The following is a 12,485-nucleotide window of genomic DNA, read 5'->3' as shown; positions in this document are numbered from 1 at the left end:
CGGGCCGCGCTGGGCCGGGCCGCGCTGGGCCGGGCAGGACGCGCAGGGCAGGGGACGGGTGCTTCCGCGAGCTGCGGGTTACTGCGGCCTTCTGCACCTCCCGCGGCCGAACTTCCCGAATCTGGCCGCGGGAGACGCAGAAGGCCGCACCAGCTGCGCGCGCACCTCTCGTGCACAGGTCCCGAGCGCGGCTCGTTGTCCACGGGCACGGATCGCGCGGCAGCCACCGGGGCGGAGCGGCCCCCACACTGGACGGGTGCGGCGAACGGCGGAGGTACTTGCGGCGAGAATCACTGACCTCGGCGGTATCGTGCGATCCGCTCGCGTCGCTGATCTCGGGTTCGGCAGGACAGCAGTGGATGCTGCACTCAGAGCCGGCGCCATCATCCGCCCCCGCCGCGGTTGGCTCGCCTCGCCCGCGGCCGATCCCCTCCTCCTGGAGGCAGCCCGGCATGGCGTGATACTCACCTGCCGGACGCAGGCCGGCCGCCTCGGTCTCTGGGTGCACGATGCGTCCGGCCTTCCGCACGTCGCAGTCGGGACGAACGCATCGAGTCGACGGGGACTCCGCGCGAAGGTGCACTGGAGCACGCCGCCCGTCCCGCGTCACCCCGACGCGTTGGTCGATCCGGTCGAGAATGTGCTGGCGCGTATCGCGGAGTGTGAGCCGTTCGAACAGGCGCTCGCCACGTGGGAGTCCGCGTTGAACCGATCCCTCGTGACGATCGAGGAACTCCGTCGGCTCCCATGGCGGCCAACGCGCGTCGAATACTCGCCACCGCCGCGCCCTTCTCGGATGCGGGGCTGGAAACATACATCCGCGAGCGGCTCCGCTGGCTCCGGGTGCCGGTGCGAGCTCAGATCTGGATCGCCGGGCATCGCGTCGATGCTCTGATCGGCAGCCGCCTCATACTCCAGATCGACGGTGCTCATCATGTCGGTGCCCAGCGCAGCGAAGACATCCGGCACGACGCGGTGCTGAAGCTCAGGGGTTACCACGTCATCCGGATCTCCTACTCGCAGATGATGTTCGAGTGGCACATGGTGCGGGACCTGGTGATGCGCGCCGTGGCGCAGGGGCTGCACGAGGCTTGAGCCCCCGGCACTCACGTGTTTCGCCGCAGTCACGTCCCCCGAGTCGCGGTTGCCTCGGCCATACGCTCTTCCGTCGGCCGTTTCCGTCGAGTCCGGCCGCAGCAACCGCGAAAGGCCGCAGCAAGCGCAGGACCGCGGCGACTGCAGTTCCTGTCCGCGGACGCGCAGGCGCCGCGCAGGCGCCGCGCAGGCGCCGCGCAGGCGCAGGACCCGCGTACACTGGAGGGACGAGCATCGATCCGGCATCACCGGGGAGCTCTCGGAAGAACGGTGTGTCCCTCGGGAGGCGCTCAGTAGAACCGAGCGGGGCAGGCCCGTCACAGCCGCAGTGAGAGTGGTCGCGTCGCAAGGCGTGGCACGCGAGGTGGTACCGCGGTCCGCGAGGGTCGTCCTCGCAGGAGCATCCGCCACGACGACCACTGCGAGACACGATGACCTACCCCCGTTCCTCCTTCGGCCCCGCCGCCGACCCTTCGACGAGCTCAGGGACCCACGTCGCGCCCAGCCCCCGCTTCCCGCAGATCGAGGAGGAGGTGCTCGCGTTCTGGAAGGACGACGACACCTTCCGCGCCTCGATCGAGCAGCGCGAAGGCTCTCCGGAATGGGTGTTCTACGACGGCCCTCCGTTCGCGAACGGCCTGCCGCACTACGGACACCTGCTCACCGGTTACGCCAAGGACGTGTTCCCGCGGTTCCAGACCATGACCGGCCACAAGGTCGACCGCGTCTTCGGTTGGGACACGCACGGCCTCCCCGCGGAGCTCGAGGCGATGAAGCAGCTCGGCATCACCGAGAAGGCCGAGATCGAGCAGATGGGCATCGACGTCTTCAACGAGAAGGCGAAGAGCTCCGTGCTCGCCTACACGCACGAGTGGCAGGACTATGTCACCCGCCAGGCGCGCTGGGTGGACTTCGACCGCGGCTACAAGACGCTCGACCTGGGGTACATGGAGAGCGTGCTCTGGGCGTTCAAGACGCTGTACGACAAGGGGCTCGCCTACGAGGGCTACCGCGTGCTGCCGTACTGCTGGCGCGACGAGACCCCGCTCAGCGCGCACGAGCTGCGCATGGACGACGACGTGTACCAGATGCGTCAGGACCCCTCGGTCACCGTCACCTTCCCGCTGACCGGAGCCAAGGCCGAGTCCCTCGGACTCACGGGGGTGCGCGCCCTCGCCTGGACCACGACGCCCTGGACGCTGCCGACCAACGTCGCGCTCGCCGTGGGGCCTGCGATCGAGTACGTCGTGCTGCCTGCCGGCCCTCTCGGCGCCGCAGACGTGCACCAGACACCCGGAACCACGGATGCCGCGATCGAGTCGTCCGCGCATCGCTACCTGCTCGCCCGCGAGCTCGTCGGCGGCTACGCCAAGGACCTCGGGTACGAGAGCGCGGAGGACGCGCTCGCCGCGGTCGACGCCACGGTCCGCGGCGCCGAGCTGCAGGACGTCACCTACGACCGCCTGTTCGACTACTACGCGGACACCGAGACATACGGCACCGAGAATGCCTGGCGCATCCTCGTGGACGACTACGTCACGGTCAGCGACGGCACCGGCATCGTCCACCAGGCCCCGGCCTACGGTGAAGACGACCAGCGGGTCGCGGGCGCTGCCGGCATCCCCACGATCCTGTCTCTCGACGACGGCGGGAAGTTCCTCGCGAACGTCACCGATGTGGCGGGCCAGCTGTGGATGGACGCGAACACCCCGCTGGTGCGCCTGATCCGCGAGAACGGCCGCCTGATCCGACTGCAGAGCTACGAGCACTCGTACCCGCACTGCTGGCGCTGCCGGAACCCGCTGATCTACAAGGCCGTATCGAGCTGGTTCATCCGCGTGACGGACATCAAGGACGACATGCTCGCCAACAACGAGCAGATCACCTGGGTGCCGGAGAACGTCAAGCACGGCCAGTTCGGCAAGTGGCTCGAGGGCGCACGCGACTGGTCGATCAGCCGCAACCGCTACTGGGGCTCGCCCATCCCGATCTGGAAGAGCGACGACCCGGAGTACCCGCGCGTCGACGCCTACGGCTCGCTCGAAGACCTGGAGCGCGACTTCGGCACGCTGCCGCGCAACCCCGAGGGTGAGATCGATCTGCACCGCCCGTACATCGACGACCTGACGCGCCCGAACCCCGACGACCCCACCGGCAAGAGCACGATGCGCCGGATCGAAGACGTCTTCGACGTGTGGTTCGACTCGGGTTCGATGCCCTACGCCCAGGTGCACTACCCGTTCGAGAACCAGGAGTGGTTCGACTCGCATGCACCGGCGGACTTCATCGTCGAGTACATCGGCCAGACCCGTGGCTGGTTCTACGTCATGCACGTGCTGTCGACCGCGCTGTTCGACCGCCCGGCGTTCACGGGTGTCAGCTGCCACGGCATCGTGCTGGGCAGTGATGGCTACAAGATGTCGAAGTCCCTGCGTAACTACCCGGACGTCTCGGAGGTGCTCGACCGCGACGGCTCCGACGCCATGCGCTGGTTCCTGATGTCGAGCTCCGTGCTGCGCGGGGGAAACCTCGCGGTGACCGAGGAGGGGATCCGCTCCGGCGTCCGCGAGTTCCTGCTGCCGCTGTGGAACTCCTGGTACTTCTTCGCCACCTATGCGAACGCGTCCGGTGTGGACGGCTACGAGGCCGAATGGCGCACGGATTCCACGGATGTGCTCGACCGCTACATCCTGGCGCGCCTGGGCGACCTCGTACGCGAGGTGCGTGCCGATCTGGAAGGCCTCGACTCGACCACGGCATCGGCGCGGCTGCGCGACTTCGCCGAGGTGCTGACGAACTGGTACATCCGCCGCTCGCGCGACCGCTTCTGGGTCGGCGTGACGGAGGACCCGAAGAGCCGCGAGGCGTTTGACACGCTCTACACGGTGCTCGAGACGCTCACCCGCGTCGCGGCGCCGCTCGTGCCGCTGATCGGCGAGCGCGTGTGGCAGGGCCTCACGGGTGCGCGCAGCGTGCACCTGACGGACTGGCCGGACGACGCGCAGTTCCCGGCGGCGGACGAGATCCGTGACGCGATGGATGCTGTGCGAGAGCTCTCGAGTGTCGGCAACGCGCTGCGCAAGAAGGAGAAGCTGCGCGTGCGACTCCCGCTGGCGCGTCTGACCGTCGTCTCGCCGCTGGCCGGAACGCTGGGGCAGTTCGAGGACATCCTTCGCGAGGAACTCAACGTCAAGGCGGTCGAGCTCGTCGCCCTGACCGGGACCACCGCGGTGGACTACGGCATCGCGCACCGCCTGAGCGTCAATGCTCGCGCGGCTGGTCCGCGTCTGGGCAAGGACGTGCAGAAGGCGATCCAGGCCGCGCGCTCGGGGGACTGGAGCGAGGTCGACGGTGTCGTGACCGCGGGCGGCATCGTCCTGGAACCAGCCGAGTACGAGCTCGTGCTGGAGACCACCGGGCGTCCGGAGGGCGAAGCTCTCGCGATCGTCCCGACCGGCGGCTTCATGCTTCTCGACACCAGGACGACTCCCGAGCTCGAAGCCGAGGGGCTCGCACGCGACGTGATCCGCGCTGTGCAGGAGACCCGCAAGAACGCCGACTTCGACGTCAGCGACCGCATCCAGCTGGTTCTGCGGTTCCAGGACGATGCGGACACCCAGGCTGTCGTCTCCGCCTTCGACCTCGCGGGCATCGCGGCGGAGACGCTGGCCGAGGAGTACTTCGTGATCGATGCGCAGGGCGATTCGATCTTCGGGCACGGAACCGTCCTCGCCGCTGCCGGAGGAGTGACACCCGAATTCTCCGCGGTCATCCCCGCCGGCACATATGCGAACGCCGGCGAATTCACGATCGCCGTCACCAGGATCGGAGCAGGAGCATGAACGACCGCGAGCGGGCGGACGCCGTCTACGAGGCACTGCTGAGTCGTGCGGGAGAGCGCTGGGTGCAGCCGCGCAAGGAGCGCACCGCGCGCATCCTCGCCTTCCTCGACGACCCGCAGCGCACCTACCGCGTCATCCACATCACGGGCACGAACGGCAAGACCTCGACGGCTCGGATGATCGAGAGCCTGCTGCGCGCACACGATCTGCGGACGGGGCTGTTCACCAGTCCGCACCTGGAGCGCTTCACCGAGCGCATTATGATCGACGGCGAGCCGATCTCCGACGAGGCGATCGCCGACGCGTGGGACGAGATCGAGCCGTTCGTCGACATCGTCGACGCGGAGTTCGAGGCCGCAGGAGATGCGCCGCTGACGTTCTTCGAGCTGCTCACGGTCCTCGCCTTCGTCGCCGTGGCGGATGCGCCGGTCGATGTGCTGGTGCTCGAGGTCGGGATGGGCGGGGAGTGGGACTCCACGAACACCGCGGACGGCGACGTCGCGGTGTTCGCGCCGATCGACATCGACCACGCGGATCGGCTCGGCGACACGATCGCCGAGATCGCAGAGGTCAAAGCGGGCATCATCAAGGAGGGCGCCGCGGTGGTGTCCGCCCAGCAGCCTCCCGAGGCGGCCGAGGTGCTGCGCCGGGTGGCGGCGGAGCGCAACGCGACGATCGCCTTCGAGGGCGAGGAGTTCGGCATCACGGAGCAGAAGCTCGCCGTCGGAGGCCAACTGCTCACGATCCGCGGGCTCGCGGGGGAGTACGCAGAGGAGTACCTGCCGCTCTACGGAGCCCACCAGGGGCACAACGCCACACTCGCGGTGGCCGCCGTCGAGTCGCTCATCGGCGGAGCGACCCAGGCGATCGCGGGCGACATCATCTCCGACGGGCTCCAGGGTACGACCTCTCCGGGGCGCCTGCAGCTGCTCGGCATCGCGCCGACCGTGATCGTCGATGCCGCGCACAATCCGCACGGCGCGGCAGCCCTCGCCCAGGCGCTGGACGACAGCTTCGACTTCGACGAGTGGGGTCTCGTGCTCGGCGTGCTCGCCGACAAGGATGCCGCAGGTATCGTCGGTCGGCTCGCGCCCGGGGTCGCGCACGTCTTCGCGACGGCGCCCGACTCGGATCGCGCGAGCGACGCCGATGCGATCGCCGACCTCGTCGAGCAGACCGGTCAGCGCGCGACCGTGCACCATTCCCTCGCCGAGGCTGCCGATGCTGCGCGGGAGTGGGCGGCCTCGTCCGACCGACGCGCCGTCGTGATCGCCGGCTCGGTCGTGCTCGCCGGAGAGGCCATCGCCCTCGCCGAGGAAGAGGACTGGAAGTCGGGGTGGCGCGCGTGAGTGCCGATGCTGCGCCCGCGCGCCGACCGCGGCCGCCGCGGACCCTCGTGCAGAAGCTCGCACCCATCGTCCTCGGGTTCGAGGCGATCGTGGTGTTCCTCGTCGGGCTCACGATCTTCGGCCTGCGCCAGCTCCCCGCCGGTTTCGAACCGTGGTGGGGGATCGTCGGCGGCGGAGTCCTCGCGCTCGCCTGCATCGCCATCGCCGGAATGATCACGAAGCCCTGGGCCATCCCGGCCGGGTGGGTCGTCCAGGCGATCGTGGCCCTGTCGGCGTTCTTCGTCCCGGCCATCCTGCTCGTCGTCCTGATTTTCGGCGGGATGTGGGCGTATGCGACCATCGGAGGGGCCCGACTGGACGCACGACGCCCCGCCGAGCCCACGACCGAGACTCAGACAGAGAGTGAATGACATGGCCACCGAAGAAACCCTCGTCCTCGTCAAGCCCGATGGCGTCGCCCGCGGCCTCACCGGCACGATCCTCGCCCGCATCGAGGCGAAGGGGTATGCCCTCGTCGACATCCGCCTCGTCGAGCCCGACCGCGATCTGCTCGCCGAGCACTACGCCGAACACGAGGGAAAGCCGTTCTACGAGCCGCTGCTCGAGTTCATGCTCTCGGGGCCGTCGGTCGCCATCCGTCTGGCAGGTAACCGTGTGATCGAGGGGTTCCGCTCCCTCGCCGGCACGACCGATCCGACCACGGCGGCACCCGGCACGATCCGCGGCGACTTCGGCCGCGACTGGGGCCTCAAGGTGCAGCAGAACCTCGTGCACGGCTCGGACAGCCCCGAGTCGGCCGCGCGCGAGCTCGGCATCTGGTTCGACTGAGACCCGTACGCGAAAAGGCCCGTCCACTGAGAAGTGGGCGGGCCTTGGTCGCCTCTGGACGGGGGCCGAGTCAGACGGAGGTTCATCGTCTTCGGCAGCCTCGCCTGGTCGGATACTCGCGGGTGAGGAAACCGGGTTACGCAACATCCTTCTTGATGACGATGTCGCGAGCGACGACCGTTGCACCGTTCTTCAGCGTGATGCGCCAGTTGATCTGTGTCGCCCCCTTCGGTATCGCGATGTAGCTCGTGGTTGTGGAATTTGACCCTCCCGAGTTGCTTACGTAGCGAACCCCCGAGATGCCAGTGAAGCTGTACTCGACGGTGACTCCATAGCCGTCTGCCTTGAGGTCCTTGACCTGGAACCGATTGGCGCTCGTGTCATAGTTGGCGCTTGCGGCCGAGGAGCCGTTGAAGTTGAAAGTCTGGGATGTGTTCGCGGACGCAGCTTCAGCACTGAGTACGCTCGCTGCAACAAAGAACGCTGCGGCAGCGACGGCACCGACTCTTATCTTCTTTTTCATGTCACCCTCCGATCGAATGCAATAAAGCCGAAACGTAACATGTTAGAGGTCTTAATGTCTACGGTGATTCCGTAGGCCCATTCGCAGGTGCGGTTCGCGGGCACGGTTGGAGGCGGAACACGGCCCATGAGGTTTAGCTATCGGGTGACAGCGGGTGGGAAGTATAGAGACATCGAGGAGTCAGTCAGCTGACGCGCCTGGCTCAGAAGAGAATCTTGGCTATCTCGCCGAGGAAATCGAGCCCCTGTAGCTGCGCGAGGAAGATGACCAGCGCGTAGGCGACGATGGTCGCCAGCGGCACCCACGGCATCAACTTGTCCGCACGAGCCTGCACCTTCTCGTTGCTCGTGAACGCGCCGATGCGCGTCAGGTGGATCATCGTCGCGAAGAAGGTGGGGATTGTGACGGCCCAGGTGACCATGCACCACGGGCAGAGCACCAGGAGCTCGTACAGGCTCTGGCCGATCAGCCAGATAACGAAGCCGAACGCGAATGTGATGCCGGCGCCGAACGTAAGCCAGAACCAGCGCGGGAAACGGGCGCCGGCGAGGATCGCGACGCCGACCACCAGCGGAGCCATCCACCCTGTGAGTCCGAGGATCGGGTTCGGAAAGCCGAAAATCGATCCCTGATACGACTGCAGATTGGTGCTGCATTGGAGGAAGGGGCTGAGATCGCAGGAGAGCGCCTCCCCGGGATTCTCCAGCAGCGCGAACTTCTCGACCGTGAGCTGGAAGGCGGCGAACCAGCCGACCACGCTCGCGAAGATCAACCAGACGGCGTAGACGACGGGGCGGGTGCGCTGCTCGCTCATAGGGGGATTATCCCAACGACTGCTATGGATGTGGCGAGAACAGGCCGGACAAAACGCGCTGGTCACGCCGGGATGCCGTGAACGGAGCCACTTGGTGCGATAATGGCCTGTGACACGATGAACGGCCTTGCCGCGACACGTGTCGACGCAGACTTCGGGGCCCCATGCCCCACGCGATCAGAGCCATGAGCCGGTCGCACACCGAGTGAGTTCGCGGAACCCGCGGGTACCGCATGAGATTTCACGGAGCAGCAGTGCTCCGTGCAGGGAGCAAGCCAGAGATGGCCGATGAGAACAATGACAACAACGCACCTACCCTCGACTCCCCGGCTGACGCCGCGGAACCGCTGACGGAGCCCACGGCTCCCGAGGTGCACGATCCGCAGGGATCGACGAACGAGGACGACACCGCGGCGGATGTGGCGGATGCTGCGGCCGACGCCGCTGCCGACGACGTTGCCGCTGGCTACGCCGCCGCGGAGGACGCCGCTGCGGCCGCTGACGATGCTGCGGCCGGTGCCGCCGCAGATGCCGCTGCGGAGGACGAGGCTGCCGCCGTGATCGCGGCTGAGGCCGAGGTCGCAGCAGAGTCCGAGGTCGCCGAAGACGCTTCCGCGGAGAACGGCGAAGCCGACGCTCCCTCGGATGCCGACGTCGAGGCCATGTCCGAGGCGATCGTCGAGGAGAGCGCTGTGCGCGAGGCGCCGGCTGAGGAAGCGCAGGTGGTGGAGGCCTCTACCGAGGAGCCCGCAGACCAGGGCGATGCTGCCACCGAGGCGCCCGCTGAGGAGAAGACCCCGGCTGCCCCCGAGGCTCCGGCCGCAGTGACCGCTGTGTCGCTCGGCCTGCTGCCCGAGGTCTTCGTGTCGCAGGTCTCCACGCAACTGCACTTCTACGCGCCCGAGGTCATCCCGCTGCCCGCGCGACCCGACCGTGGCGAGCGCATCTTCGACCGCATCGCCGAGCGCGAGCCGCAGGACGAGTCATCGGGTCGGGGCCGCGGTCGCGGTCGCCGCCGTGGCGGATCCGACGGAGACGACCAGCGCGAAGAGCCGCGTCAGCGCCAGCGCGTCGTCGAGTACATCACCGAGCCGAAGGCCATCAAGGGCTCCACCCGGCTCGAGGCGAAGAAGCAGCGCCGCCGCGACGGACGCGACGCAGGTCGTCGCCGTCCCGTCGTCACCGAGGCGGAGTTCCTCGCGCGTCGCGAGTCGGTCGACCGCAAGATGGTCGTCCGCTCCAAGAACGGTCGCACGCAGATCGGCGTCCTCGAGGACGGTGTTCTCGTCGAGCACTACGTCGCCCGCAACCAGGACGCATCACTGATCGGCAACGTGTACCTCGGCCGCGTCCAGAACGTGCTGCCGAGCATGGAGGCCGCGTTCGTCGACATCGGCCGCGGCCGCAACGCCGTGCTGTACTCCGGCGAGGTCGACTGGGACGGCGTCGAGACCGGGAACCAGCCGCGACGCATCGAGCTCGCGCTCAAGCCCGGCGACCGCGTGCTCGTGCAGGTCACCAAGGATCCGGTCGGACACAAGGGTGCGCGCCTCACGAGCCAGATCTCCCTTCCCGGCCGCTACCTGGTCTACGTGCCAGGCGGCTCGATGAACGGCATCAGCCGCAAGCTGCCCGACAACGAGCGTGCGCGACTCAAGCGGATCCTCAAGGAGGTCCTCCCCGAGTCCTCCGGCGTGATCGTGCGCACGGCTGCCGAGGGCGCGACCGAGGACCAGCTCACGCGCGATGTGCAGCGTCTCACCGCGCAGTGGGAGCACGTCCAGAAGCAGGTCGAGAGCCAGCAGGCGCCGGCCCTCCTGCACGCGGAGCCCGATCTGCTCGTCAAGATCGTCCGTGACGTCTTCAACGAGGACTTCACCAAGATGCTCATCCAGGGCGAGGATGCCCAGCAGACCATCCGCGCCTACCTCGAGAGCGTGGCACCCGACCTGCTCGAGCGCGTCGAGGCATACGAGGACGAGACCGACCCGTTCGACGCGTTCCGCATCACGGAGCAGATCGAGAAGGCGCTCGACCGCAAGGTCTGGCTCCCCTCGGGTGGTTCGCTCGTGATCGACCGCACCGAGGCGATGACCGTCGTCGACGTCAACACCGGCAAGTTCGTCGGTTCGGGCGGAAACCTCGAAGAGACGGTCACCAAGAACAACCTCGAGGCGGCCGAGGAGATCGTCCGCCAGCTGCGCTTGCGCGACATCGGCGGCATCATCGTCGTCGACTTCATCGACATGGTGCTCGAGTCCAACCGCGATCTCGTGCTCCGCCGTCTGATCGAGTGCCTGAGCCGCGACCGGACGAAGCACCAGGTCGCCGAGGTCACCTCGCTCGGTCTCGTGCAGATGACCCGCAAGAAGCTCGGACTCGGGCTTCTCGAGACTTTCAGCGAGGCGTGCGAGGTCTGTGCCGGGCGAGGTGTCATCGTGCATCACGATCCGGTCGTCAAGCACCGCTCCAGCAACAGCGGCAACAACAGCAACGGCAACGGTCAGAGCGGTCGTCGCCAGCGGGGCGGCAACGGCAACAACGGTGGGAACGGGCAGAACCAGAATGCGCCCGCCGCGCCGAACGTCACCCACAGCATCACCGAGGGCGCGAAGTCGGCACTGGCTCAGATCGCCGCCTCCACGATCGTCCCGGCCGCAGAAGGCACTGCAGAGGCGGAGACCGCTCCGGCAGCGACCGAGGCGCCGACGGCTGCCGAGCGACCCAAGAAGGCTCGCAAGAAGCGCGGCGGCGATCGCTCGGCTCCGAAGTCGCCCGCCGAGCAGCTGCTCGACTCGGTGCTCGACGCCCTTCCGGAGCCGAAGGCTCCGGGTCAGGGACGAGGCCGTCGTCGGGTCAGCACGGCCGCCCTCACCGGCACACCCGTCTCGGTGAACAACGAGCCGTCAGCGCCGGTCGCGGCCGCGGACTCGGAGTCCTGAGGCGATCAGTCGGCGCACCAGCTCCTTGCCCCTGACGGGGTGGGCGCCGGCGACGACGAGCCGGGGGATCATCTCCTCCGGCACGTCGTAATGGTCGAGGTCGAACGCGCGCGCCGGCACGTCGTTCGCTCTCGCGAAAGCGTGCAGCTCGTCCAGGGTCTCGTCGCTGACCAGATGCGCCCACAGGCGTCCATGGGCGGGCCAGAGGGGGTCGTCGACGAGTACGGTCACCTCGTCAGCCTACGACCGCTCCGGCGGGGTCGGCCGCGGAGCGACACGCGGGGGTGCGGGAGCGGCTTCGCTTTGCGACACCGACCCGCATCCGGTAAAGTAGTCCCTTGGTGCGTATGCCGCGTCGTCCTCGTCGGCCGAAGCGGAGAGTCTTGCGTTCGCGCCCGCCGTTCTGCGGCGCATGCAAGCAACAGTCTTCCCGTGAGATCTCGGAGCCGCGAGCTCCCCAACGAAACAGGTATGAAGTGGTTTACGCAGTAGTGCGCGCCGGTGGGCGGCAGGAGAAGGTCGAGGTCGGCACGATCGTTCAGCTCGACCGTGTCAAGGCTGCCCAGGGCGAGAAGATCGAGCTGGCCGCAGTGCTGCTCGTCGACGGCGCCACGGTGACCACCGACGCTGACTCGCTGGCGAAGGTCAAGGTCACGGCTGAGGTCATCGGCAACCTCCGCGGCCCGAAGATCATCATCCAGAAGTACAAGAACAAGACCGGTTACAAGAAGCGTCAGGGCCACCGTCAGGAGCTCACGCGCGTCAAGATCACCGGCATCAAGTAAGCCCGAGGGGACTAGGACATGGCACATAAAAAGGGCGCAAGCTCAACCCGTAACGGTCGTGACTCCAACGCTCAGCGCCTCGGCGTGAAGCGCTTCGGCGGTCAGCAGGTCCTCGCCGGCGAGATCATCGTCCGCCAGCGCGGCACGCACTTCCACCCCGGCGTGAACGTCGGCCGTGGTGGCGACGACACGCTGTTCGCTCTGGCCGCCGGTGCGGTCCAGTTCGGCGCGAAGGGCGGCCGCAAGGTCGTCAACATCGTCGCTGCAGCTGAGTGATCTCAGCGCGACACTAATCATCCGGTTCGGG

The 12,485-nt window shown here is 67.8% G+C and carries 11 protein-coding genes; 8 read left to right on the top strand and 3 right to left on the bottom strand.

The genetic code is table 11. From position 1 onward, the window contains the following. Window positions 1-747 precede the first annotated feature (747 nt). The 5 genes from DW298_RS19560 (at window position 748) to ndk (ending at window position 7,114) form a co-directional block, all read left to right on the top strand. Window positions 748-1,095, top strand: coding sequence for a DUF559 domain-containing protein (locus tag DW298_RS19560; protein WP_240744953.1), 348 nt, complete (start codon window positions 748-750; stop codon window positions 1,093-1,095). Window positions 1,096-1,526: 431 nt separating this feature from the next. Beyond that, a complete protein-coding gene (gene ileS / locus DW298_RS00285) occupies window positions 1,527-4,937 on the top strand; it encodes an isoleucine--tRNA ligase (RefSeq protein WP_136040503.1) in 3,411 nt (1,136 codons plus the stop codon). After that, window positions 4,934-6,286: a folylpolyglutamate synthase/dihydrofolate synthase family protein gene (locus tag DW298_RS00280; protein ID WP_136040502.1), complete on the top strand. Its 1,353-nt coding sequence runs from the start codon at window positions 4,934-4,936 to the stop codon at window positions 6,284-6,286. The genes ileS and DW298_RS00280 overlap by 4 nt, the downstream gene beginning before the upstream one ends. After that, window positions 6,283-6,696 (top strand): DUF4233 domain-containing protein, encoded by a 414-nt coding sequence (locus tag DW298_RS00275; protein ID WP_240744951.1) that lies wholly within the window; start codon window positions 6,283-6,285, stop codon window positions 6,694-6,696. Before DW298_RS00280 ends, DW298_RS00275 begins: the two co-directional genes overlap by 4 nt. A gap of 1 nt (window position 6,697) precedes the next feature. Beyond that, window positions 6,698-7,114, top strand: coding sequence for a nucleoside-diphosphate kinase (gene ndk / locus DW298_RS00270; protein ID WP_029261664.1), 417 nt, complete (start codon window positions 6,698-6,700; stop codon window positions 7,112-7,114). A 136-nt stretch (window positions 7,115-7,250) separates the two neighbouring features. On the opposite strand, the gene DW298_RS00265 is transcribed toward ndk, so the two are convergent. After that, window positions 7,251-7,637 (bottom strand): hypothetical protein, encoded by a 387-nt coding sequence (locus DW298_RS00265; RefSeq protein WP_136040500.1) that lies wholly within the window; start codon window positions 7,635-7,637, stop codon window positions 7,251-7,253. A gap of 202 nt (window positions 7,638-7,839) precedes the next feature. Then, window positions 7,840-8,451 (bottom strand): vitamin K epoxide reductase family protein, encoded by a 612-nt coding sequence (locus tag DW298_RS00260; RefSeq protein WP_136040499.1) that lies wholly within the window; start codon window positions 8,449-8,451, stop codon window positions 7,840-7,842. Between the two features lie 281 nt (window positions 8,452-8,732). Between DW298_RS00260 and DW298_RS00255 the strand changes: the two genes are divergently transcribed. Beyond that, on the top strand, window positions 8,733-11,393 hold the full coding sequence (locus tag DW298_RS00255) for an Rne/Rng family ribonuclease (protein ID WP_240744949.1): 2,661 nt from the start codon (window positions 8,733-8,735) through the stop codon (window positions 11,391-11,393). Here DW298_RS00255 and DW298_RS00250 read toward each other — a convergent pair. Next, entirely contained in the window at window positions 11,358-11,624 is a 267-nt protein-coding gene (locus DW298_RS00250; protein ID WP_136040498.1) for a DUF4031 domain-containing protein, read from the bottom strand. The genes DW298_RS00255 and DW298_RS00250 overlap by 36 nt on opposite strands. A gap of 245 nt (window positions 11,625-11,869) precedes the next feature. On the opposite strand from DW298_RS00250, the gene rplU reads away from it, so the two are divergent. After that, the gene (gene rplU / locus DW298_RS00245) at window positions 11,870-12,178 is read left to right on the top strand and encodes a 50S ribosomal protein L21 (RefSeq protein ID WP_028501602.1); all 309 of its coding nucleotides are present in this window, start codon (window positions 11,870-11,872) and stop codon (window positions 12,176-12,178) included. A gap of 18 nt (window positions 12,179-12,196) precedes the next feature. Then, entirely contained in the window at window positions 12,197-12,454 is a 258-nt protein-coding gene (gene rpmA, locus DW298_RS00240; protein WP_028501603.1) for a 50S ribosomal protein L27, read from the top strand. Window positions 12,455-12,485: the final 31 nt, after the last annotated feature.

The organism is Microbacterium sp. A20 (assembly GCF_004794515.1).
Lineage (GTDB): Bacteria > Actinomycetota > Actinomycetes > Actinomycetales > Microbacteriaceae > Microbacterium.
Note: the sequence above shows the minus strand (reverse complement) of the source record. Positions and strands in the feature narration are given on the sequence as shown.